General features: G+C 51.8%; 21 protein-coding genes and 1 other RNA gene. 13 read left to right on the forward strand and 9 right to left on the reverse strand.

Translation table 11 applies throughout. From position 1 onward, the window contains the following. Positions 1 to 70: 70 nt before the first annotated feature. The gene (locus tag IVG45_RS09005) at positions 71 to 3,772 is read left to right on the forward strand and encodes an AAA family ATPase (protein ID WP_196437488.1); all 3,702 of its coding nucleotides are present in this window, start codon (positions 71 to 73) and stop codon (positions 3,770 to 3,772) included. 436 nt (positions 3,773 to 4,208) lie between these two features. Here the strand turns inward: IVG45_RS09005 and dmeF are convergent, their stop codons facing one another. After that, entirely contained in the window at positions 4,209 to 5,168 is a 960-nt protein-coding gene (gene dmeF / locus IVG45_RS09010; protein WP_196437489.1) for a CDF family Co(II)/Ni(II) efflux transporter DmeF, read from the reverse strand. A gap of 151 nt (positions 5,169 to 5,319) precedes the next feature. On the opposite strand from dmeF, the gene IVG45_RS09015 reads away from it, so the two are divergent. Genes IVG45_RS09015 through IVG45_RS09030 form a run of 4 tightly spaced genes read left to right on the forward strand, consistent with a single transcriptional unit; the run spans position 5,320 to position 8,345 of the window. Continuing rightward, positions 5,320 to 5,751, forward strand: coding sequence for a YeeE/YedE family protein (locus IVG45_RS09015; protein WP_196437490.1), 432 nt, complete (start codon positions 5,320 to 5,322; stop codon positions 5,749 to 5,751). Then, positions 5,748 to 6,164: a YeeE/YedE family protein gene (locus IVG45_RS09020; RefSeq protein WP_196437491.1), complete on the forward strand. Its 417-nt coding sequence runs from the start codon at positions 5,748 to 5,750 to the stop codon at positions 6,162 to 6,164. The genes IVG45_RS09015 and IVG45_RS09020 overlap by 4 nt, the downstream gene beginning before the upstream one ends. A gap of 2 nt (positions 6,165 to 6,166) precedes the next feature. Next, complete coding sequence (gene xseA, locus IVG45_RS09025; RefSeq protein ID WP_196437492.1) at positions 6,167 to 7,510, forward strand: exodeoxyribonuclease VII large subunit; 1,344 nt, start codon at positions 6,167 to 6,169, stop codon at positions 7,508 to 7,510. Then, positions 7,503 to 8,345 carry a M23 family metallopeptidase gene (locus IVG45_RS09030; RefSeq protein ID WP_196437493.1) on the forward strand — a complete coding sequence of 281 codons (843 nt, stop codon included), beginning with the start codon at positions 7,503 to 7,505 and terminating at the stop codon, positions 8,343 to 8,345. Before xseA ends, IVG45_RS09030 begins: the two co-directional genes overlap by 8 nt. Positions 8,346 to 8,383: 38 nt before the next feature. Here the strand turns inward: IVG45_RS09030 and IVG45_RS09035 are convergent, their stop codons facing one another. From IVG45_RS09035 to rluC, 8 genes are all read right to left on the reverse strand, one after another. Further along, complete coding sequence (locus IVG45_RS09035; protein ID WP_196437494.1) at positions 8,384 to 9,559, reverse strand: GGDEF domain-containing protein; 1,176 nt, start codon at positions 9,557 to 9,559, stop codon at positions 8,384 to 8,386. Between the two features lie 201 nt (positions 9,560 to 9,760). Beyond that, positions 9,761 to 10,357 (reverse strand): recombination mediator RecR, encoded by a 597-nt coding sequence (gene recR / locus IVG45_RS09040; protein WP_196437495.1) that lies wholly within the window; start codon positions 10,355 to 10,357, stop codon positions 9,761 to 9,763. A gap of 2 nt (positions 10,358 to 10,359) precedes the next feature. Further along, positions 10,360 to 10,683 carry a YbaB/EbfC family nucleoid-associated protein gene (locus IVG45_RS09045; RefSeq protein WP_196437496.1) on the reverse strand — a complete coding sequence of 108 codons (324 nt, stop codon included), beginning with the start codon at positions 10,681 to 10,683 and terminating at the stop codon, positions 10,360 to 10,362. 12 nt (positions 10,684 to 10,695) lie between these two features. Beyond that, positions 10,696 to 12,336: a DNA polymerase III subunit gamma/tau gene (gene dnaX, locus IVG45_RS09050; protein WP_196437497.1), complete on the reverse strand. Its 1,641-nt coding sequence runs from the start codon at positions 12,334 to 12,336 to the stop codon at positions 10,696 to 10,698. Between the two features lie 34 nt (positions 12,337 to 12,370). Further along, an RNA gene (gene ffs / locus IVG45_RS09055) (signal recognition particle sRNA small type) lies at positions 12,371 to 12,467 on the reverse strand. Between the two features lie 74 nt (positions 12,468 to 12,541). Further along, the gene (sppA, locus tag IVG45_RS09060; protein WP_196437498.1) at positions 12,542 to 13,510 is read right to left on the reverse strand and encodes a signal peptide peptidase SppA; all 969 of its coding nucleotides are present in this window, start codon (positions 13,508 to 13,510) and stop codon (positions 12,542 to 12,544) included. 11 nt (positions 13,511 to 13,521) lie between these two features. Beyond that, on the reverse strand, positions 13,522 to 14,169 hold the full coding sequence (locus IVG45_RS09065) for an HAD-IA family hydrolase (protein WP_196437499.1): 648 nt from the start codon (positions 14,167 to 14,169) through the stop codon (positions 13,522 to 13,524). Then, positions 14,153 to 15,112: a 23S rRNA pseudouridine(955/2504/2580) synthase RluC gene (gene rluC, locus IVG45_RS09070; protein WP_196437500.1), complete on the reverse strand. Its 960-nt coding sequence runs from the start codon at positions 15,110 to 15,112 to the stop codon at positions 14,153 to 14,155. Before rluC ends, IVG45_RS09065 begins: the two co-directional genes overlap by 17 nt. A gap of 415 nt (positions 15,113 to 15,527) precedes the next feature. On the opposite strand from rluC, the gene IVG45_RS09075 reads away from it, so the two are divergent. The 8 genes from IVG45_RS09075 (at position 15,528) to IVG45_RS09110 (ending at position 24,746) form a co-directional block, all read left to right on the forward strand. Further along, entirely contained in the window at positions 15,528 to 17,699 is a 2,172-nt protein-coding gene (locus IVG45_RS09075) for an Rne/Rng family ribonuclease (RefSeq protein ID WP_196437501.1), read from the forward strand. Positions 17,700 to 17,932: 233 nt separating this feature from the next. Then, positions 17,933 to 19,519 carry a peptide chain release factor 3 gene (locus tag IVG45_RS09080; protein ID WP_196437502.1) on the forward strand — a complete coding sequence of 529 codons (1,587 nt, stop codon included), beginning with the start codon at positions 17,933 to 17,935 and terminating at the stop codon, positions 19,517 to 19,519. Between the two features lie 251 nt (positions 19,520 to 19,770). Next, positions 19,771 to 20,454 (forward strand): thiopurine S-methyltransferase, encoded by a 684-nt coding sequence (locus IVG45_RS09085; RefSeq protein WP_196437503.1) that lies wholly within the window; start codon positions 19,771 to 19,773, stop codon positions 20,452 to 20,454. 321 nt (positions 20,455 to 20,775) lie between these two features. After that, positions 20,776 to 20,928 carry a hypothetical protein gene (locus IVG45_RS09090; protein WP_196437504.1) on the forward strand — a complete coding sequence of 51 codons (153 nt, stop codon included), beginning with the start codon at positions 20,776 to 20,778 and terminating at the stop codon, positions 20,926 to 20,928. Between the two features lie 9 nt (positions 20,929 to 20,937). Beyond that, positions 20,938 to 21,462 (forward strand): cytochrome C oxidase subunit II, encoded by a 525-nt coding sequence (locus IVG45_RS09095; RefSeq protein ID WP_196437505.1) that lies wholly within the window; start codon positions 20,938 to 20,940, stop codon positions 21,460 to 21,462. Further along, entirely contained in the window at positions 21,455 to 23,074 is a 1,620-nt protein-coding gene (locus tag IVG45_RS09100; protein WP_196437506.1) for a b(o/a)3-type cytochrome-c oxidase subunit 1, read from the forward strand. Before IVG45_RS09095 ends, IVG45_RS09100 begins: the two co-directional genes overlap by 8 nt. A gap of 2 nt (positions 23,075 to 23,076) precedes the next feature. Continuing rightward, entirely contained in the window at positions 23,077 to 23,724 is a 648-nt protein-coding gene (locus tag IVG45_RS09105; protein ID WP_196437507.1) for a c-type cytochrome, read from the forward strand. A 230-nt stretch (positions 23,725 to 23,954) separates the two neighbouring features. Then, on the forward strand, positions 23,955 to 24,746 hold the full coding sequence (locus tag IVG45_RS09110; RefSeq protein ID WP_196437508.1) for an elongation factor-1 alpha: 792 nt from the start codon (positions 23,955 to 23,957) through the stop codon (positions 24,744 to 24,746). The last annotated feature ends 35 nt before the right edge of the window (positions 24,747 to 24,781 follow it).

A 24,781-nucleotide genomic window follows, 5' to 3' on the forward strand; every position in this document is an offset into this window, starting at 1 on the left:
AAGCTATTTCTTTGTAAGCTATATCTTTTAAAGAAAAGAAAATAATATAGAAATTAACACTAAATTTATAATGACAGCTACTACAAGATGTTTTAGAGCCTGCAGTAAGTTATTTGTTCAGCATGCATTAGGCGATATGTTGAAAAGCAATGAATATAATGACATCGATGAGCAACTTGATTCGATTCTATTATTGTCAGATAGGGTTTTAGCTGCGTTCATTGAAGATAGAGAATTTGGTCGGATATCGAAAATAGCCGACCTTCTAAAGGATATTAATGCAACCGTTAAAAATCAAAGCGAAAACATAAGTATATTTGAAGAACTTCTCCAGAATACGGAGCTATGGCTTAAGCTTTTGTTGTGGTTAGTTGATCCGGCAAAATCAACCAGTTTAAAAAGCAACCCTCAAAGTTATACTCTTTTCCCTTGTATACGAGAGCTTGGTCTTCTGACTCAAGCTGAACTAGACACGAAAGAAAATGATGTAAAAAATATTTCAGACGAAGTAAGAATATTAATATACTGGAATCGAAAAGATAGAAATTATTTAACTCACGCCACCTATGAAATTCCTGATTATATAAAAGCAAGATTTCCATCTGTAGCGTTAATAACTTTATTAGCCCCGGTATATAAGCATCAAGAGGTTATAAAAGCGAAGTTACAAGGCTTAATCACCAATCCATTTCCTGAAGAAGCGAACGAATTAATAGCGATGGTAGCGAGTGAGAAAAAGAGGCATCTTGAGCATTTTAATGCACGAGAAAAATGGGTAAATAAGCTATCTGAATATTTAAAACCCAAGCCTGATTCTTCAAAACCATATTTATTGTTGAGTGGATATGAAGGAATTGGAAAATCTGCGTTGGTTTCCAAATTAACAGATGAATTATCAAAATCAAATGCGTCCATAGGCCACTATGCTGGTAGTGTAAGAAAATTAGCCCCCTGGCTGCCTGATGTCATTTTGCATTTTGGTAAACAGTCAAATCACCCAACAACAATTGTTCGGTCGTTAATTGCCCAAGCTAATACACTTCTTCTTGAGCCCGAAGCATTGCCAGAATATGAGACCAATAAATCACATCATGAATGGTCAGAAAAACGTGCTTATTCACCCTTGAAAAGAGATACATCGCAAGAAGATGGTTATGATGAATCTGATAGATATCAGCAAGACATTAATAACAATACAATTACCGATATAAAACAGTATCGACAATTATTGTATTTAATATTTGAAAAGATAGCACAAGAACATGGGGCGTTTGTTTTAATTATCGATGCGCTCGATGAGATAAGTTCTGATGGCACAACCTTAGATTTTCTACCCGAGCGCTTGCCTAATAATGTATCCGCGTTATTGACTGCACGCCAAAACACACCGGTCATAAATTGGCTAAAAAGTAACCGAGATGTAACCAGTCTTCATTTGGATGAGCTGGAAAAAGAAGAAATTCATTTAATTACACATCTTGAGCCTGAAAATAGTCTTAATTCCAAAATATGGGAAGCCAGCAAAGGATGGCCATTATTGGTTGTAGAAACAGCAAAATATATACATCAAAATGATAAGCCTTCTGACAAAATCCCTTTTTATGATAAAGCAGATAGCGTCTTTGATCGGCAAACAAGGCAATGGAAAGATATTAATGAGGTATTGCAGCTTCTTTCCATATTCGAGCCAGCAATTCCAATTGATTTAGTATTTATTCAATCATATTTAGAGTTCAAATTTAAAAATAGATACTATAGCCAGCCAGAGTTAAGGGGGTTATTGTCTCCCATCGCCTCGCAGATAGAAGGTTTGGAAATAGGTCAAGTCAAATTAGCGCTAAAAGCTTTTGCGGAATATGTTCGCGAACGTTATTGGAGTACAATTGACTTGGAACGTATCCTACAATCTATTACAGAATGGTTGTCTGAAAATGAGGAAGTTAACGCTAAGGTAGTGGCTGAATTTTTAAAATACTGGACTGATTCATCGCAAGTCAAAAAACCAAAATTATGTAAAGTTGCGGCCTTACTTGTTGATAGACTAATCAAGAATCGATCGCCTGACTTTCTATTTGATGTTTATAGATATGCTCAAGAGAAAAGAAATAAAAGAGATAAAATATTAAGCTTTGCAGCTTCTTTTTTAGAAGCCGCTGCAGTTAATAGACACGTTAAAGCCATGAGGATATTCGGATCCCGCCTAGTAGATGGTAGAGGTTTGGACATGGATAAGGAAAAAGGCGAAAAATGGCTTATCGATGCTGCTAATAGTGGTGATGTTGATTCAATGTTGAATTACGCAATGCGACTTATCAACGGGTATGGAGTGAATAATGACGTAATTCTAGGTGAAAAGTTAATTCGCAAAGCAGCAGAAAACGGTAATTGCAATGCTCAAAACCTTCTAGCAAATTTATTACTTAATGGAAATCAAATTTCCAGGAACTCAGAGGAAGGCGAGGAATTGCTTCGTCGGTTATCAGAAGAGGGAAATGAGGAAGCTATTTATGTCCTTGCTAGTCGTCTACTGGATGGAAAGGGGCTAGATAAAAATGCAGATGAAGGCGAATACTTGTTACAGGAACTGGTTGATAACGGAAATAAAAAAGCAATATTTACAATGGCAAGACGCTTGCTAGAAGGCAACGGTTTAGAACAAAATATCAGCAAAGGATATTCATTGTTAGAGAACCTTGCTAAATCAGGCAGTATTAGTGCAATGATTGAGCTTGGTACTCGTTTAATGGATGGAAGAAACATTCCTCAGCAAATTGATGCCGGGCAAAAATGGTTGCAGAAAGCAATTGATGCAGATAGTAAAGATGCAATGCGAATTATGGCTAACCGGTTATTGGATGGGAAAAACATAAATCAAAATATTCAAGAGGGGCAACGTCTTTTGTATGCGGCTGCAAATGCCGACGATTCCGAATCTATGCTATTACTCGGTGATCGACTGATTAAAGGGGAAGTCCTTACAAAAAACCTTAAGCAAGGAGAAGCCTGGCTAAAAAAATCCGCTGAAACCGGAAATGATGACGCGATGTTCCTTTTAGGCTCCAAATACCTTGAAGGAAATGGCCTTCATAAAAAACCTGCGCAAGGCGCAGAGTGGCTCAGAAAGTCCGCAGAAGAAGGAAATATCGACGCGATGTATACTCTTGGCACAGCTTTGTTAGATGGCGATCATTTAAAGCAAGATATATCCAAGGGTAAAAAATGGCTTAGCATGGCTCTTTCTAAGGGCAGCAAATATGCTGCTTATGCTTTGGCACTCGATTCTTACACGAATAATAATTTTGCTGATGCTGCGAAATTCTTTTTGCACGGTCATGATTTGGGGGATATGGATTCTACCAACAGTTTAGCCTATATGGCCCGGAGAGGAGAAATACCAGTATTTGATGAACTGCCTTCAATTACAGATCTGTTTAATTCTCTGATAAACAATAACTCGCCTTTTGGGCTAGTTAATTACTCACTTGCTTTGGCGTCCGGCTATCTTTACCCCAAAGACTGGCTAGGAGCTGATAAGATAATATCATCCCTAAAGCTTGTCGCAGGAGATAGCGATAAGATTCAACAAATTATTAATTGGTGGCATAAGGAACTGGCTTTGAAGAATGATGCTGAAGGTCATTTAGTTATTGGTTGGCTTTTACGGCATGGCTTATCTGAGGATCCAGATAAACTATCTCTTATAGAACGTCTGAGGCGTGCACGCGAGGGAGGCTGGGATGTTCCAGAATGGATGGAATCCATTCCTGTATAAGGCCATAAGTTGCGCTGCTATAGGGTGCTGCCGTCAGGCGCACCGTTCGCGATTGTTGCGCCTCGCATGGCTCGGCACAACCTATAGGCGGGCGCACATTTTGGGATTACGGCTGGCAGCTTTGATCAATCAACAGACCTTCGTCATAAAAACCATCCGTCCGCTCTTGGCCGACTGCCGCCGGCCAAACCATAAGCATGAATACCCTCTTATCGACCAAGCTCAGATATATAGGGCACAATGGCGACAACGTATTGCATCATTTATCAAAAAGGCTATCGCCTATTGCACCCTATAGAAACACCTTATCGCCTTGATCGAGTCGATCGATTTCTTGAGCTTTTGCGGTAATGGCCGATTTTGAAAGTTTAGCCCCTCATTGAAACTGGCGGTCAGAATGATTCGGGGGAGGGATTATCCGGCGCAGTCACGACGCCTATTCGGCAACACACTCATCACCCACGCACGCATTGACCTCGACCGTGACATGGTCCAGATGCACGAAACTGGCCAACAAGGTTTTGTAATAACTGGGCGGCCTTGGAAAGCGGGTCACCAGCACAATAATGGCAGCATGATGCGACGGGCTGATGCGCCAGATATGTATATCACTGACTCGGCATTCACCGTCTTCTTCCAAGGTATCCAAAATGGCGCGCCGGTAATGTTCGTCTATACCTTGATCCAGTAACACCGGACTGGTTTCCTTGATCAAGCCCCAGGCCCAGACCAAAATCACCAGCGCGCCGACAAAGCCCATCACCGAATCCAGCCAATCCCAGTCATAATATTTGCCGGCCAATAAGGCCACGATCGCCAATACCGAGGTCATCGCATCGGCCATCACATGCAGGTAAGCGGCGCGTAGATTATGGTCGTGGTGGTGGTGATGGTGTTCATGATCGTGATGATGTTCATGTTCATGATGGTGGTGCTCGTGGTGATGATCGCTCAGCAACAATGCACTCAACAAATTGATCACCAAGCCGGCGACCGCGACCAGAATCGCTTCATCAAATTGGATGGCTTGCGGAGCGACCAATCTTTCGGCCGATTCGGCCATCATCATAAACGCCACCATCGCCAGCGCCACCGAACTGGCAAATCCACCCAATACGCTGACTTTAGCCGGGCTAAAGGCGAAGGTTTGGTCCTGTTCGTGGACACGACTATAGCGATAGGCGAAAATCGCAATCATGAAGGCCATCACATGAGTGGACATGTGCCAGCCATCCGCCAGCAGGGCCATGGAATGAAATTGCATGCCGGCCACAATTTCCACCAGCATGGTGGTGAAGGTCAGTACCAACACCCATTTGGTACGACTCTCGCCCCTGCGATTGATGCGGGCAAAATTATGCGAGTGCTGCCAATTATTTAATTGATGTTCGTGCATGATGATCCTGTTATCCCTGGCGAAACAGTTGCGACGCTTCGGATTTTAACCCAACCCGGCGCTTCCATCGGCATCTATCTGAAATCGCGCTGCAAACCAGCTCAATCCGCCGTAAAATAGAACCTTTGTCTTTGTTTACGGGAAAGCGATTTTGCAAAACTTCACCCCTGTTTCCGCCCTGCTCGGCGGCGCACTGATTGGCTTCAGCGCAGTGTTACTACTCTGGTTTAACGGCCGAATTGCCGGCATCAGCAGCATCATGAGCGGTCTGTTTACCACCGGCGGCGCTAACCGGCACTGGCGTATCAGCTTTTTAATCGGCTTGATGTTGGGCGCCGCCATTTGGCAATTTTATATGCCGGAAGTCCTGCAATTTCGCCAAGGTTACCCCCTATCATTGATCATGGCCGGCGGCTTTCTGGTCGGACTCGGCACACGCATCGGCAGCGGCTGCACCAGCGGCCACGGCATCTGCGGTATCGCCCTACTCTCACCGCGCTCGATCGCCGCCACCTTGACCTTCATGGCTAGCGGCTTGTTGACCGTTTATCTGATCCGTCACCTGTTCGGGATGGGCGCATGATGAATCTGATTTTGGCATTAGTTGCCGGCACGATTTTCGGTTTGGGCTTGTCCGTGTCGCAAATGATCAACCCGGATAAAGTGCTGGGTTTTCTGGACATCAGCGGCGACTGGGATCCGAGTCTGGCGCTGGTAATGGCCGGCGCCTTGGCGCTAGCGATACCCGGCTTCCGCTGGGTACGCCGGCATGATAAGCCGGTGCTGGACAGCCGCTTCCATGTCACCGATAAAACCGCGCTGGACAAACCCTTGCTGATCGGAGCCGCCGTGTTCGGCGTCGGCTGGGGCATGACCGGTTATTGCCCCGGCCCCGCTTTCGCCAGCCTGGCGCTGGGCAATACTGAAGCCATCGTGATGGTTGTCAGTATTTACGCCGGCTTCTGGGCCGCCGGCTTTTTCAACCGCAATCAATAACCGTGGCCGCGTCGGAACCGATTTACAGCGTTTCCCAGCTGAACCGCGAAGCCAAACGCCTGCTGGCGACCCACTTCATGACGGTCAGGGTGGAAGGCGAAGTTTCCAACTTCAGCGCGCCGTCATCCGGGCACTGGTACTTCACATTGAAAGACGCGCAGGCCCAAGTGCGTTGCGCGATGTTTCGGGGCCAACAGTCACGGCTTGGTTTCAAACCCGGCAACGGCGACATGGTGATAGCCAATGCCCAGGTCAGCCTGTACGAACCACGCGGCGACTATCAGTTAGTGATCGAACACCTGGAACAGGCCGGCGACGGCGCCTTGCGCCAAGCTTTCGAGCGTTTGAAAATCAAATTGCTGAACGAAGGCCTATTCGATGAACATCGTAAACAACCTATCCCGCTGATTCCCAATCAAATCGGCGTCATCACCTCGGCCAGCGGCGCGGCGATACACGATATTTTGACTGTATTGAAGCGCCGCTTTCCGGCGATTCCGGTCTTGATTTACCCGGTCGCGGTACAAGGCGACTCGGCCAAATTCGAGATCAGCGCGGCGCTGGAGCTGGCCAACCGGCAAGCCGAGGTCGATGTGATCATCCTGGCTCGCGGCGGCGGCTCGCTGGAGGATTTATGGGCCTTCAACGAAGAAATAGTCGCCCGCGCGATTGCCGCCAGCCGAATACCGGTGATTTCCGGGGTCGGCCATGAAGTGGATTTCACTATCGCCGATTTCGTGGCCGATTTGCGCGCACCGACTCCCTCGGCAGCCGCCGAACATGCGGTACCCCATCAAGACGAATGGCTGGGCGGCTTCAAATTCATGGAAAACCAGCTGATCGAAAAGCTGAACCGCCTGCTGATTCAGCAACGGCAGCGCCTGACCTGGCTGAACAAATCCCTGCAGTTGCAGCATCCGGGCGAAAAACTGCAACGCAACGCCCAGCGCCTGGACGAACTGGAACAACGGCTGAATAAATCCATACAACAATCGCTGCGGCAACGCGGGCAAGAATTGGCGCTGAACAGTCAAAAACTCAAGCAATTCCAGCCCAGCGATAAAATAATGCAGCACAGCCAACAACTGCATTATTACCGGCAACGCCTGCAACGGGCGATACAACTCAAGCTAGCCTCACTCAAGCAACGCCAAGCCGGCATCGGCCACACTCTGCATGCGGTCAGCCCGCTGGCCACGCTCGATCGCGGCTACGCCATCGTTCAACAACACGGCAGCGGCAACATCCTAAAATCGGTCGCCGACATCGGCGACAACGATCTGATCGACACGCGTCTGGCAAAAGGCCGCATCGTCAGCCAAGTAAAGGAAATTATCCATGATTAAACGACTCGGTTTGTTGTTTTGTCTGCCGGCGCTGTGTCTGGCCGACCCGCTGCCGCAAGCCGCCCCGGTACCGGGCGGCATCGCCGAAATCGCGATAGGTGACATTAGCCAGCCGGCGCCCAAAGCCTACTTCAACAAGCAACGATTACTAGTCACGCCGCATAACGGCCAATGGCTGGCCTTGGTCGGCATCCCGCTCGACGCCGTTGCCGGCATGCAAAATATTGTTATCGAACGAACTGATGGCCGCGAGCAAATCGCTTTCAGCATCAACAACAAAAAATATCCGGAACAGCGGCTGACCATCAAAAACAAACGCATGGTCGATGAAATGACGCCGGCGGATTTACAGCGTATCGAAAGCGAAAAAATCGAAATGGCCCGGATCAAAACCGTCTGGAGCGACCGGCCGGCCGATACCAACTTCCTGGCACCGGTCGACGGCCGTTTGAGCAGCCTATTCGGCTTGAAGCGATTTTTTAACAACCAGCCACGCAATCCGCATAACGGCCTGGACATTGCCGCCGCGACCGGCACCGACATCCTGGCCCCGGCATCGGCAACCGTGATCGGCGTGGGCAATTACTACTTCAACGGTAATACGGTCTTTCTGGATCACGGCCAGGGTTTGATCAGCGCCTATCTGCACATGAGCGAAATCGGCGTCAGTCTCGGACAGACCATCAAACAAGGCCAACGCCTCGGCGCGGTTGGCGCCACCGGCCGAGTCACCGGCCCGCATTTGCATTGGATAGTCTATTTAAACCAGGAAACCGTCGATCCGGCTTTATTTATCGGCCAAGACCTACCGCGCTTGGCGGCAAGGAATAAATGAGGGTTGCCCGAGAGCAAGTATTCCGGCCCATCATGGCGTTAGGCGTATGCATGCACGGAATGCATGATTACCCGATTGCGGCCATCCCGCTTGGCCCGGTACATGGCTTTATCGGCGGCCACAACCAGCGAGCTGAATTCCAGTCCGGCATGGACTGAATCAGCGATCCCAATGCTGATGGTGCTGCACAGAACTTCGCCACCGAACTCGATCAACGTTGTAGCAAAGGCTTGCCGCAACCGGTCCGCCAATATGCAGGCATCCTTCTCCAGGCTAGCCGGTAGCAAAATACAAAATTCCTCGCCTCCGTAACGCGCAAGGTAGTCGTCGCCACGTATCGATTGTTGCGCTATCGCGGTCAAACGCTTCAATACCTCGTCTCCAACCTGATGACCATAGCGATCATTGATGGACTTGAAATGATCCACATCGATCATCATGATCGCAAGCGGTTCTCCGGTACGGGAACAACGCGCCAGCAAGCGGGCGGCTTCCTGTTCCAGGCTTCGCCTGTTCATGACTCCGGTTAATGCATCGGTTGCAGCCATTTTTTGATGATCCGCAGCCAGTCGGTAATTCAACATCAGCACAAATCCGAACACAATACACATTTGCGCCATGCTGCCTATAAAAAACGAGGCCGGATTTAGCGGTATCCGCGAATAAAGCCCATAGCTATTGGCTGGCAACATAAAAATGAAGATTGCCCTGACCAAAAACAAACCAGCGAGCAGCGCGAATGACGCCCCGGTAAACCAATACGCGGTACGCAACGGTTGTTCCAGCCGCATGAATAAAGCCCGCGCGCTGGCCGCGTTGATTAAGCAAAGCAATAATGAATTGGCGATGGCTCGGGAATGAATGTCGGGATAAAGAACCGCGAACCAGATATTTTGATAAAACGCCAGGCCGGCCATCAACCATGGAATATATTTATTGCATTGTCCGGTCTTAAATACCTGGATACCGTTGTATTGAAAAGCGGCCCCCACCAGCGCCAACGCTGCACCAAAGACCAAAGCCCATGGGTTAGCCGGTGGAGCGAGTTGGGTATAGGAAAAAGCCAATCCTAAGCCGATGTACAAACTGCCGGCCGCCCATTGCCGCACCCCACGGATGTTGCCGGCATGTAATCCGACCAGCGCCAGCAAGCCGGAAAACAGCAAGCTCAGCGCCGAAATCATCACCATCATCGTACGAAGATCGAGATTCATTGGCTGGATTACCCTAGGCGAGAAGGTGCATTATTGATTCAGTTCAAACAGTTGGCTTGGTGTTAATTCTACGCCTAAACATCAAGCAAGCCGCATGGATTGAAAAAAAATTGTAAGCGGAAGCTTACGGCCAGCCGCCGCCGATACAAGCAAGCCCCCCCCACGGAAAGGGTTTGAACCCAAACGAGCCGTTCAGCCCGATTAAAACTCGCGCCGGCCGTTGAAAGCGTGAGCCAAGGTACCGCTGTCGATGAATTCCAGCTCGCCGCCCATCGGCACCCCATGGGCGATACGGGTAGCGCGGATATTGAATTTGTTGGCGATTTCGCCGATAAAATGCGCGGTGGCCTGGCCTTCGATGGTGGAATTGGTAGCCAGAATAATTTCCTGGATGGCACCACTAGCCAAACGCTGTTCCAGCAAATCGATACCCAGTTGATCGGGACCGATGCCATCCAAAGGCGACAGGCGGCCGTGCAATACAAAATATTTGCCTTTAAAACTGGTGGCTTGATCGACCACCCAAACATCCGCGGCGCTTTCCACCACGCAGAGCAAGTCAGGGTCGCGCAGCGGATTGGCGCAGACATCGCAGACCTCGGATTCGGTCAGGGTACGGCAATCGCGGCAATAGCCAATGTTATCCATGGCTTGCGCCAGTATCCGGCTCAACTGCCTGCCGCCGTCGCGATTGCGTTGCAGCAATTGAAACGCCATGCGCTGCGCCGATTTCCGCCCGACACCGGGCAAGCAGCACAAGCTTTGGATCAGCTCTTTCAGCAAACCCTGGTTTTGCATGATTAGAACGGCATCTGAAATCCGGGAGGCAACGGCACGCCGGCGGTGACATCGGCCATTTTGTCCTTTTTCATTTTGCCGACTTTGTGCACGGCATCATTAATCGCCGCCGCCACCAAATCTTCCAGCATGTCTTTATCGTCGCCCAGCAAGGACGGATCGATATGGACCTTGCGCACTTCGCGCTTACCGGTCATCAAGATCGTCACCAATCCGCCGCCGGATTCACCTTGTACCTCCATCGCTTCCAGTTCCGCTTGGGCTTTTTTGAAGTTATCCTGCATTTTTTGGGCTTGCTGCATGATGCCAGCGAGTGCGTTTTTCATGGTATCTCCCATCTAGTTGAGCGGTTCTATGCTGCCAGGCATGATTCTGGCGTCAAAATTTTCTTTTAAGGCCTGAACATTAGGATCGGCGTTGATGGCATCCACCGCCGCCTGTTGCCGGTCTTCGCGGGCTTTTTGTATTTCCAATGCCGGCGTCATTTGCTGACTGATTTGCGGCGTGATTTGCAGTTTTAAAGGCTTGCCGTAATATTTTTGCAGCGCCTCGCGTAATTTTTCTTCGGCGATGGTGCCTACCCGCTGAAATCCAGGGTCGATCAGTAAGCGGCAAACATTATCGTCCATGCCGTCCAGCACACAGTTATTGGCCAATTCGCGGGTGCGGCCGCCGATTTTCAAGGCGGCGATAATATCACTCCAACTACCGGGTTCGGCACTGCGTTCGGCGACTGGGGGCGGCGATAAGGTCAAATCATTGGATGCCGCCGGCATGGCGACCTGTGGTGTATGCGCGGGAGCGGCAGTTTGCGGCACCGAGGGCCGAGGCGCGACGGCTGGTTCCGGCTGCTGAAAGGAGGCGGGTTTAGCCGCCGATGGTGTTTCAGTTTCGCTGGATTGCGGGCGAAAGGTCAGCATTCTGAGCATCACCATTTCAAAACCGCTACGCGGGTCGGGCGCCAAATCCAGATCACGCTGGCCGATCAAACCGATTTGATAAAACAGTTGCACATCTTCCGGCAATAAGGCTTTAGCCAGATTGGCCAGCAATTGCGGATCGAATTCATGATCGACAAAATCCGGCAGTTGCTGACGCAAGGCCACTCGATGCAAGACCCGCAGGATTTGCTGCAGAATATCGGCAAAATCCGGGGTCAATTCCGCCACCTCGGCGATGGTATCCAACACCCTCCGGCCGTCTTGAGCCGCCAAGGCTTGTAAAATATCGTCTATCGGCTGCTGGGCGACGGCACCGAGCATGCCGCTCACATCGGCCAGATTGACGCTGCCGCTGCCGTATACGATGGCCTGATCCAGCAAACTCAAACCATCGCGCATGCTGCCGTCGGCGGCCCTGGCCAACAGTTTGATCGCAGCCGGTTCGAAGCCAATTTGTTCCTGGGCCAGGATGTAGCCCATCTGCTTTTCGATCTGATCCGGCAATAGGCGCTTTAAATTGAACTGTAAACAGCGCGACAGCACCGTGACCGGAATTTTGTGCGGATCGGTGGTGGCCAGCAAAAATTTGACGTGGGGCGGTGGCTCTTCCAGGGTTTTCAACAAGGCGTTGAAGCTGTGCCCGGACAACATGTGCACTTCGTCGATCAAATAGACTTTGTAGCGGCCTTGATTGGGCGCGTATTGGGCATTATCGAGCAAATCGCGGGTATCTTCGACCTTGGTCCGCGACGCCGCGTCGACCTCGATCAAGTCCATGAAACGGCCTTGTTCGAAATCCCGGCATACCGGACATACGCCGCAAGGGTTGCTGTCCTGTAGATTTTCGCAATTGATGGCTTTGGCCAGAATCCGGGCAACCGTGGTTTTTCCCACCCCGCGGGTACCGGTGAATAAATAGGCGTGATGCAATCTATCATGCTGCAAGGCATGAATCAGCGATTGACTGACGTGCTCCTGGCCGACTAGCTGTGTAAAGTTACTGGGACGCCATTTTCTGGCAAGAACCTGATAAGCCATTAGCGAGGAGAAAAGGGGACTGTTTGGGCGGATACTGTGCCAGCCACATCCCGGCACACGCATCCGCTGCTACCGTTGCTTCCTTCCGGACCTGGCGGGGTTTACAGCGTATCGTTGCGAGAGGACCGACACAGTAACCATAAAACATCAGCCGAAAGCTGAAGAGCAGGCATTATGCCTAAAATGCACCGCCTTGGCAAGCCAATTATTGAAAATTGATGGATTTAACCGCCGTACCTAGTGCATGGGCAAACGAAGCGCCAAATTTACCGGCCAATCGATCGATCAAACGTTCTTGCGGGGTAAAGTTTAATTGCTCCTCGGTGCCTATCACTTCGCGCGCAACCGAATCGACACTGCCGAAATCGTCCGCTAGACCGAGCTTGACGCCTTCTTCGCCGGTCCAAACCAAGCCGGAGAACATGTCCGGAGTTTCTTTCAATCGATCGCCACGCCCCTGCTTGACGGCGGCGATGAATTGTTGATGCACCTGATCCAACAGGGATTGCATATGCTTGGTTTCCTGTTCCTTCACCGGCGAAAACGGGTCCAGCAAGGCCTTATGCTCGCCGGCGGTCAACAAGCGGCGTTCGACACCCAACTTTTCCAGGACATTACTAAAACCGAAACCGTTCATTATCACGCCGATGGAACCGATCAGACTGGCTTGGCTGACATAAATCTTGTCGCTGGCCGAAGCGATATAGTAGCCGCCGGATGCGCACATATCTCCCACCACCGAATAAATCGGCATATCCGGATGCTCGGCTTTTTGCCGGCGGATTTCATCGTAAATATAGGCCGACTGCACCGCGCTGCCGCCCGGCGAATTGATGTTCAGGATGATGCCCTTGGTGTTCTTGTCCTTGACAGCATCACGCAAGCCCTCGATCACCGTAGTGGCATTAGCCGACTCGCCTTCGGCAATCATGCCCAGCACATCGATTACGGCCGCATGCTGCTTACCGGAACTGATTTCGGCTTCGAAGCGCGGATAAACCAGCAACCCCAGCGCCACGGCCAGATAAGCAAAAGTTAAAAACTTAAAAAAAATTCCCCAGCGCCTGGCCTTTTTCTGTTCATCAATGGCCGAAAACGCCAGTTTTTCCAAAACCTGTTTTTCCCACCCCGCGGCGCCTTGCTCGGATGTATTCGGATGCTGTTGATTTTCCATGTTTGGATCTCTTAAATAATGTCTAATAACTCAGTCGGATAGGATAGACAACACAAGGGGCGAAATTGTTGCAATGTCGATTCGGAATGTGCGCCACAAGTCACGCCGACCGCGACGACTTGCGCGTTCAACGCCATTTGCAAGTCATGTACCGAGTCGCCGACCATCAAGGTCCGCTGCTTGTCGACGCCCAATTCAGCCACGATCTGATCGATCATCAACGGATTGGGCTTGGACGCGGTTTGATCGGAGCAACGCGTGGTGCAAAACAAATCGGCCAGACCGGTAGCCTCAATGGCCTTGGCCAAACCGGAAGCCTTTTTGCCGGTGGCCACCGCCAATCGGTAACCCTGGCGTCTGAATTGCCGCAACATGTCGGAAACTCCCGGAAACAAATCGTCCGGACTGATTTGTTTGGAGAAAAAATTTTGACTGTAATGCGCGGCAAGCTTGGCGCGGGTCTCCTCGTCAGCCACAGGAAACAGTGTCTCGATCGCCTTCTCGATACTTAAACCGATAATGTCCCTGGCCGCCTGCGGCTCGGGTACCGGGCAACCATAATGCGCGGCGGCCCGCTGAATACACTGAACGATCCAGTCGATCGAATCGACCAAGGTGCCGTCCCAATCGAAAATAATCAAATCAAAGCGGTTTTTCATGGCTCAGCAAATCTTGTAAATCGTCGGGCAACGGTGCGACAAAATGCAACTCGGCACCGGTCACCGGATGGGCGAATTGCAATTGCTCGGCATGCAAAAAAAGCCGCTTATAACCGCGTTTTTTAAAAGCCTTGTTGATCTCGCTTTCGCCGTAACGGTCGTCGGCCACAATCGGATGCCCCAGCCAGGCCGCATGCACCCGAATCTGATGCGTACGGCCGGTTTTGGGGGCCGCATGCACCAGGGTGGCATCCTGAAATTGTTTCAAGCGGGTAAACAAGGTCTCGGCCGACTTGCCGGCCTGGCTGACCGTTACCATGCGTTCGCCGCCTTGATTGACGTTTTTCAGCAGCGGCACGTCGACCAGCTGCTTTTTGCGCTTGAACTGACCGGCCAACAAAGCCAGATAGGTTTTCCGAATCCCATCGCCTCGAAACAACTCATGCAGCACCTTCAAAACCGAACGTTTTTTGGCAATCAGCAAACAACCGGAGGTTTCCTTGTCCAGCCTGTGCACCAATTCCAAAAACTTTTGTTGCGGCCTGATTTGCCGCAAGGCTTCAATTACCCCGGATTGCACGCCGCTGCCGCCATGCACGGCGAAGCCCGAGGGTTTATTCAGCACGATAAAACCGTCGTCCTCGAACAAGATGTGGTTTTCCAGACTGTATTTCAAGGTGGGTTGAACGATAACCTCATCGGCCTTCTCGGCGACTCTGACCGGCGGAATCCTGACGATGTCGCCCAAAACCAATTTATAACTGACCTCGACCCTCCCCTTATTGACCCTGACCTCGCCTTTTCTAACCATCCGATAAATTCGAGTTTTGGGTACGCCCTTAAGGTAACCGATGAGAAAATTATCGAGTCGCTGCTCGCAATTGGCTTCGGTGATTTCCAGCCATTGCACTTGTGGATTGATCTGGTCGTTAGCGGTTTTCATGCCATAAATAATAACAATTTATCTCCAATCCATGTTTAAAATTGCTGCTGCCGGTAAAGATTGCTATATTAAGATAGTTTATCGATGGATAGACTTAACAAAAATAATTAGCCCATGGCCGGACGTTATACGTCCTTGCCAACTAAAGAATTTTTTCGGGTTTTATCGCTCAACCCATGATGAGCGACTGCATCCTTAAAGCACAGAGCACAGTTAAACAGATCGCCCTATCCAAGCGCCGCCCCTCGGCATGTCCGATGATAATCCGCTGCTCCACAACGACGCTCCGCCGTTTTCAGTCAGCCTGGCCGCTCCTTTAAAGATAAAGATCAAGGTGGGAAAGCCACCTTTATCCGCGACAGACAAGCTGTTTAATTCTCTTAGCAAGGATACATATAACAACAAGGATAATTGAATGAAAAGAATGCTTATCAACGCCACGCAGCCCGAAGAGCTGCGAGTGGCATTGGTAGATGGTCAAAAACTGTATGATTTTGACATCGAAGTCCCTTCAAAAGAACAAAAAAAATCCAACATTTACAAAGGCATCATCACCAGGGTAGAACCCAGTCTCGAAGCAGCCTTCGTCAATTACGGCTCCGAAAAACACGGTTTTCTGCCGTTCAAGGAAATCGCGCCGGAATACCGAAACAGCGGCGAATCCGAAGAAAAAACCAATAAAATCGGCATCCGCGAAGGCCAGGAAATCGTCGTTCAGATCGAAAAAGAAGAACGCGGCAACAAAGGCGCCGCCCTCACCACCTACATCAGCTTGGCCGGCACCTATCTGGTGTTGATGCCCAACAATCCCAAAGCCGGCGGCATTTCCAGACGCATAGAAGGCGAGAATCGCAGCGAATTACGCGAAACCATGGCCGGCCTGGAAATCCCGGACAGCATGGGCTTAATCATTCGCACCGCCGGTTCCGACAAAAACGTCGAGGAGCTGCAGTGGGACTTGAACTACCTGCTGCAACTCTGGGAAGCCATCGACCGCTCCAGCAGCGAGCAAACAGCACCGTTCCTGATCTTTCAGGAAAGCAACGTGATTATCCGCGCCTTGCGCGACCATTTGCGCGGCGACATCGACGAAATCCTGATCGACCAGGAAGGCGCCTTCAAACTGGTGCACAACTTCCTCAAACAGGTGATGCCGCATAACCTGCAAAAAGCCAAGCTGTATCAGGACAGCGTACCGCTGTTCAGCCGCTACCAGATCGAAACCCAGATCGAAATGGCCTACAAGCGCGAAGTGTCGCTGCCGTCCGGCGGCTCCATCGTCATTGATCACACCGAAGCCTTGACCTCGATCGATATTAACTCGGCCCGCGCCACCAAGGGCAGCGACATTGAGGAAACCGCGCTGAACACCAACCTGGAAGCATCCGACGAAATCGCCCGCCAACTGCGTTTGCGCGACTTGGGCGGATTGTTTGTGATCGATTTCATCGACATGATGTCGAATAAAAATCAGCGCGAAGTCGAAAACCGCCTGCGCGACGCCTTGAAAATCGACCGAGCGCGCATCCAAACCGGTCGTATCTCGCGTTTCGGTTTGATGGAAATGTCCAGACAACGGCTGCGTCCTTCGCTGGGCGACTCGACCCAACTGACCTGCCCACGCTGCAAGGGTCAAGGCACGATCCGCAACGTCGAATCGGTCACGCTGGCCGTACTACGCCTGATCGAAGAGGAAGCGATGAAAAAAGGCACCGAGCGCGTCATCGCCCACCTGCCCATCGACTGCGCCACCTTTTTGCTGAACGAAAAACGCTCGGCCATCCAGGAACTGGAAACCCGGCTGAAAGTCAGCATCGTGGTATTGCCCAGCAAACACATCGAAACACCGGCTTACGACATCGAGCGCATCAAATCCCTGGAAGGCATGGAAGATAAACCCAGCCACCTGCAAATCAAGGAAGACGACATCACTGTACCCGACTTTGCCAAACAAACCGGCCCCAAAGCCGAGCGCGCGGCGGTGAAGGAATTTTTACCGGACGCCCCCGCCCCGGTACAAAACAAAAAGACCTCAACCAGCCTGATACAACGTTTCTGGCAACGCCTGATCGGCCAAAGCAAGGTAGCGGAAATTGCGGAATCTTCCACTAAAACCAGCGAAGGCGAAGGCAAGTCCAAATCATCCGCCCGCAACAATCGCCGCGACCGAGATCGTCCAAGCGGAGGCCGTAACAACCCGCGCAGGAACAACAAACGCGGCTTCAATCCCGCCCAACCGGTTGAAGCCGGCGCCAACGCCGAAGACAACAGCTCGACCGCAATCGAATCGGTGGCGGATACCAGCGACAACGCCGCAAGCAAAACCTCGCCAACCGGTGACCGTCCCGCTCGCAGAGGCCGCAATCGCCGCCGTAATCCACGCAACGCCGGCGAAAGAAGACCCGAGCAAAGCCAGGGGGAATCCGATAGCCAAGAGCGCATCTCCTCGCCGGTAAACAGCGCCGGCGACGATCAACCACGTCCCTATGCGGCGGACTTTGCCGAACGTAAGCAACGTTCCAGCGCGGAACAGCAAGAATCCAGACCCAGCGAAAGTCATCAACCGACATCCGCTGCCGAAGACTAAGCGGAATCGATGGCACCGGCTTCAAACCTTCATTGGTTTGAAGCCGGATTGCCGGGCCGAAATACCTCCCCCCCATTCCGCCTACCAGCCCGGTAAACTCCCGATTGGATTTACAAACCCCTTGTCACAAACCTTAGCGGTTCTTTTACAAATAAAACCGATTTAACCCCTCTTATTTTTTCCCGAAAAAAACGCGATAATAAGCAATTGATATACCAATCATTTAACAAACCATGACACTCTCCGAAATCGCCACCGAAGGCGGCAGACGCCGCACCTTTGCCATCATTTCCCACCCAGACGCCGGTAAAACCACCATCACCGAAAAACTGCTGCTGTTCGGCGGCGCGATTCAGCTGGCCGGTTCGGTCAAGGGCCGCAAGGCTGCGCGCCATGCCACGTCCGACTGGATGGAAATGGAAAAGGAACGGGGAATTTCGGTCACCACCTCGGTGATGCAGTTCGAGCACAACGATTGCATCATCAACCTGCTGGACACGCCGGGCCACGAAGACTTCTCCGAGGACACCTACCGCACCCTGACCGCCGTCGATTCGGCGTTGATGGTGATCGACGTCGCCAAGGGCGTCGAGGATAGAACCATCAAATTGATGGAAGTCTGCCGCTTGCGCGACACCCCTATCCTGACCTTCATCAACAAGCTGGACCGCGAGGGCCGCGAACCGATCGAGCTCTTGGACGAGGTCGAAAGCGTGCTGAAAATCGAATGCGCGCCGATGACTTGGCCGATCGGCATGGGCAAGCGTTTCAAGGGCGTCTATCAATTGTATAAAGACGAGATATTGTTATTCAGCCCGCACCACGGCGGCCGCATCGCCAAGGCCGAAATCGTCAAGGGCTTGAACAACCCCCACCTGGATGAGCTACTGGGCTATCAGGCTGAGGAACTGCGCGAGGAAATCGAACTGGTCAAGGGCGCCAGCCACGAATTCGACCATGGCAAATATCTGCGCGGCGAACAAACGCCGGTGTTTTTCGGCTCGGCAATCAACAACTTCGGCATCATCGAATTGCTTGATGCCTTTGCCGAATACGCGCCCGGCCCGAGGCCCCGCAAGGCCGAACAGCGCGAGGTCGAGCCGAGCGAGGAAAAATTCGCCGGCTTCGTTTTCAAGATCCAGGCCAACATGGACCCGGCCCACCGTGATCGGGTGGCCTTCATGCGTATTTGCTCCGGCAAGTTCGACAAGGGCATGAAAATGCATCATGTGCGGATCGGCAAGAGCATCCAAGTCGCTAACGCGATCACCTTCCAGGCCGACAGCCGCAAGAACGTCGAGGAAGCCTATCCGGGCGACATCATCGGCCTGCACAACCACGGCACCATTCAGGTCGGCGATACCTTCACTCAGGGCGAGAATCTTAAATTCGGCGGCATCCCCTACTTCGCCCCGGAGTTGTTCCGCCGCGTGGTATTGAAAGACCCGCTACGCGCCAAGGCTTTGCAAAAAGGTCTGGTGCAACTGACCGAGGAAGGCGCGACCCAGTTATTCAAGCCACTGAAAAATAATGATTTGATCTTGGGCGCCGTGGGTATTTTGCAGTTCGATGTAACGGCGCATCGCTTGAAAAACGAATACAACGTGGAATGCGTCTACGATGCCTCGCCGATCAACACCGTGCGCTGGGTCAGCGCCAAGAATCCAGCCAAGCTGGAAGAATTCAAGAACAAGGCTTTCGAAAACCTGGCCGAGGACGGCGGCGGTTACCTAGTCTATCTGGCCAGCAGCCGAGTCAATCTGCAACTGACCGAGGAACGTTGGCCGGATATTAGCTTTAGCGCGACCCGGGAACTTTGATTCACGGCCTCTTGAAGAGTAGCCCTCGGCGGTCTATGGCGCTGCCGAGATTACCCCCTCTTACCTCAAGTTTCCCTCTCTTCCACACGTTATTTCCAACCCGGCAAGCGCCAAGCGTGATACTCTGACCCCGGAGCCGGTTGGAATTCGGACCCAAGCAAGTGCCTTATCGGCCTGCATGCCTCTTCAGGTGAAGCGCTGTGCCCGTTCGATCAGAACCTTATCGACACAAGCCATCACCATGAGTAAACATGACCAGTCCCGACAACCCCCTCTGGCTGCAATTTTGGCGCGACCAGCGCGACGACTTTCACCAGGAGGCGGTCAATCCGCTGTTAATCAAGTTTTGGCCCAGCCTGAAGCTGGCGCGGGATAGCCGGGTATTTGTGCCGCTTTGCGGCAAAAGCCTGGATATGATCTGGCTGTTACAACAAGGCTATGAGGTGGTTGGGGTCGAGTTGAGTCCGGTGGCGGTTCAGGCTTTTTTCCAGGAAAACAGGCTCAAGCCTAGCCGCAAAAAACAAGGTAAATTCACGGTTTGGTGGCACGGCAAACTCAGCATTCTGTGCGGCGATTATTTTTCGCTCACCGAAGCCGATATCGGCCCGATCGATACGGTATACGACCGGGCGGCCCTGACCGCGCTACCGGAAACTATCCGAGCCCATTATGTAAACCACTTGCAACGCATCATTCCTGACAACTGCACGATTTTCCTGCTGACCACCGAGGATGCGGAGGCTAATCAAACGCTGGCTCAGACGCTGGGCGTTGCCGAAGAAATCAGCGCGCTGTATCAACGCAATTTTACGATCGATTTGGCTCACGTCGACAGTGTGTTCGAGCTAAATCCCGGTGCGCCGGATCAATCCGCCGAACGCACCGAATATAAAGTGTATTGCCTGCGTAATAAACCGGCCGTAGCCTTTATTTGAAAGGTTTTAAAAAACACGCTCACTCGCGGCGCCAAACCCGCCAGCAATTTCGCGTCAATCACCCCGTGTCCGGTCAATGACTCCCGGCTGACAGGGGTTTGGCTGCACTCACCCATGCAGCAGCTCTCAATCACGCATAACAACCTCTCCCAACCCCATAAAATCATTAAAGTATTACTTTGGATAAGTTGAAACTTGCCTGTATGATTGTTCCCAGCAATGAAAAGGCTAAAAGTCATCGGCAAGAATGACGAAGCCACTACTCCCCGCCGTTCATTGCCAACATAATTCCAATAAAAAACGCATACGGGAAGGAAAGACATGAACAATATCTCGGAAGAAGAACGCCAAAAAATACTGGCCAGCTCGCCGGTCGGCACCTGGGCCTTGATGCTGATTGTCGGCGGCGGCATGGTGATCGCCTGGCTACTGATGTACTACGGGGTGTTTCTACCCCGCGGCCATATCGGATAGGAGGCTGCCATGCATATCGATCAACTGGAAAAAAAATGGGCCGGCATTTCCCTGGGGATTGCCGGCCTTTTTGTCGTCGTCATCCTGACTTCGGCCTTGTTTCACGGCATCCATGCCCCGAGTAACGTCGAAACCATAGATTCGGCCCGCCTGCATTTGTCCAAGGAATTTGCCGAAGATAATCTCGGCGCCCAAAAAAATCCCGATGGCAGTCTGACGGTGCGGATGGTAGCCGGCCGCTATGGCTTTTATCCCAAAACCCTGACTCTGCCGTCAGACACTCATATCACCTTTCGCTGGGTCAGCCTGGACGTGATTCACGGCGTACACATTCCGATGACCAATATGAGCACGATGATCGTGCCCGGCTACGTGGCGCAGGTAAAAACCGAGCTGCACCATACCGGCGATTATCCGCTGCTGTGCAACGAATATTGCGGCATGGGCCATGCGCATATGTGGAGCAATATCAAGGTGATTAGCAAGGCAGAGTGGGAAGCGCTTAATAACAATGGGGGAGCGCATCATGGATAACGCAGTCGAGAAAAAATTGGCGCTGACCCATCTGTGGGTCGCATTCGGCGCTTTCGCGCTGGCCTCGGTGATGGGTTTGTATCAGGTCATCGAACGTAGCGGCTTTTTCGGTTTTCTGGAGTCGCGCGAGGTCTATTACGCCTCGGTCAGTACCCATGGGGTGTTGATGGGCTTCGTGCTGACCTTCTTCTTTATCATGGGTTTTGGCTATTACGTCGCCACCAGCAGTTTGAAGCTGCCGGTGTGGAATAAAACCTTCGCCTGGACCGGCTTCGGCGTGGCGCTGACCGGCGTGGTACTGGCGGCCTTACCGCTGCTGGCCGGCCGGGCATCGGTGCTGTATACCTTCTATCCGCCGCTGATGGCGCATCCGATTTTTTATATCGGCGCCACCTTGCTGGTAGTCGGCTCCTGGTTCTGGTGTGTGTCGATGATCGTCATGTACATGCAATGGAAGAAGGCCAACCCCGGCCTGCCGGTGCCGCTGGCGATGTTCGCCACCACCGCCAACGCTATCTTGTGGCTGTGGACCAGCGTCGGCGTCGCGGCCGAAGTATTGTTCCAATTGATTCCCTGGGCCTTGGGCTGGATAGACACGATTGATGACGGCTTAGCACGAACCCTGTTTGCCTGGACCCTGCACCCCATCGTCTACTTCTGGCTGATCCCGACCTATACCGCTTTTTACACCCTGGTGCCGAAACAGGCCGGCGGCTTTGTGTTCAGTGACGAAATGGCCCGGGCCGCGTTCATCCTGCTGGTGGTATTCAGCTTGCCGATCGGCTTTCACCACCTTTATATGGATCCTGAACAAAGCCACGGCTGGAAACTGCTGCATGCGGTCGGCACCTTCGTGGTGACCTTGCCGACCTTCATTACCGGCTTTACCGTAATCGCCTCGCTGGAAATCGCCGGCCGTCTGAACGGCGGCAAGGGCCTGTTCGGCTGGATCGCCGCCCTGCCCTGGACCAATCCGATGGTGCTGGCCATCATACTCGGCTTGTTGATGCTGATCTTCGGCGGTTTCGGCGGCCTGATCAACGCCAGCTATGCGATGAATGCGATGGTGCATAACACCGCCTGGGTATCCGGCCATTTCCATCTGATCTTCGGCGGCACCACCATCATCATGTATTTCGGCATCGCCTATTACTTCTGGCCGGTGTTGACCGGCAAGCCGCTGCATTGTCCATCAATGGCAATTACCCAGTTGTGGACCTGGTTCGTCGGCATGATCATCCTGACCACGCCTTGGCACATCCTGGGCTTGCTGGGCCAACCGCGCCGCATCGATAGCGTCAATTACAACAATCTGTTGACGCTGTCCTGGGAACCTTACGAAGCGACGATGATATTCGGCGGCGCGATCCTGATCTACTCTTCCGGATTGCTGATTTACAACCTGTATAAAACCCAGGTCGGCAGCGAAAGCTACCAAGGCGAAGTGGAATACGCCGAACCGATCCATGCGGTGACCAATTTGCCCAACTATTTGAACAGCTTTAGCCTGTGGAACATCGTCATCGCCGTATTCATGTTGATTGCCTTCGGTTACCCGATCCTGCAATTCTTCTTGATGGAAACCTTTGGTTCAGGCAGATGGGGGGTCTGATCATGAAAAAAATCATTCTAACCACAGCCTTATTGTTACCTACGCTGGTAAGCGCTCAACCATCCTCGCAAGTGGCGTGGAGCGCCGATCAGATTAATTTCGTCAAGGCCGGCAACCTGCGGAAAGGCCAGGAACTGGCCAAAACTTGCGCCGCCTGCCATGGCGACAAAGGCATCAGCGTTTCGCCGACTTATCCGTCCTTGGCCGGGCAATTGCCGACTTACCTCTACAAACAGCTGCAGGATTACAGCAACGGCGACCGCCAGGATCCGATGATGACCGCTGTCGCCAAGGGTATGAGCCAACAAGACAGCGCGGATTTGGCTGCCTGGTTCGGCTCGCAACAGCCGGCTTTTCAATCACGTAGCGTTATGGTGTATGAGCAGGCGGAAAATCTGGTGAAAAACGGCAGCACCGACCGGGTGTTACCGCCTTGCGAAGTCTGCCACGGCGCCGACGGCAAGGGCCAAGCGGTCGATTTACCGGGAGTTTCCGGTCAAAATGCCGCTTATATTTCGGCCACGCTGAGGGCCTTCAAGGCCGGCGAGCGTCATAACGACATCTACAGCCGAATGCGCCTGCTTGCCGAAAGCCTGACCGAGCAGGAAATTGAAGAACTGGGGTTTTATTATCAAAACATCAAAAACTAAACGTCTGTCGATATAGCGCGGGCCGGCATGTATTGTGCCCGCCTGCCTTAGGCGATTTTTTGAGAAAGATCATACCCATTGTCAGTCCTTCGTTCGCTGTGCGAAGCCGAAGTAGTCGAAGCGAATGATTGACTTCGACTCCGCTCAGTCAACGGCAAATATCTCGGACCGGGTAACTTTATTTCCATAAATAGCCTTAGCCCTTTTGCTCACAACCTTTTGGATTGCTTATGTCCAACGAATGCAATGTACCCGCTAAATATGCCTACAGGGGCGCCAATCTAACCAGTTTCGGCACCTCGATCAAATTACTGTTTACCGGTTATTTGGTCACCATCGCCGCCGGTTATCTGATGGCGCTGATACAAATTCTGTTTACCCACGGCATGGCCGACGGCAAATTCGGTTTGTCGCTGAATGATGTGGTATATAGCTACTACGGCGATCGTTCCGGCTCGGTACTGGAATCGAAACTGAATGGCTCGATGAAATTCAACGCTCCCGACCAAGAGCGCTTCAAACTGATTCAATGGGTGCGTGACGGCGCCTCGGAAGCCGAATACAACGCCAGTATCAAAACTATCGTCGATCAAAATTGCGTGATTTGCCACAACGCGGGCGCTAACTCGTTGCCGGATTTTTCCCAATTCGCCAACCTTAAAAAAGTCTCGGAATCCAGCGAGGGCGCCACCTTTCAATCACTAACCCGTTTGTCTCACATCCATTTATTCGGCATCAGCTTCATCTTCATGTTCGTCGGCATTATATTCAGCTTCAGTACCGGCGTGCCCTGCTGTTACAAGTATCCGGCGATAGTAATGCCTTACCTGTTTTTATTGATCGACATCGCCTCCTGGTGGCTGACCAAACTGAACCCGCATTTCGCCTGGCTGGTGATCATAGCCGGTTTTGGGCTGGGGATTTCCTTTGCCTTCATGTGGTGCGTATCGATGTACCAGATGTGGATACTGGGCGGCGTCCTCGGCCAGTCGGACCGGCGCAATGCGATCATGCGTGATTGATTGCCCGCTTCCACCCATCCTTAATCTAAACTAAT

Source organism: Methylomonas sp. LL1 (assembly GCF_015711015.1).
GTDB lineage: Bacteria > Pseudomonadota > Gammaproteobacteria > Methylococcales > Methylomonadaceae > Methylomonas.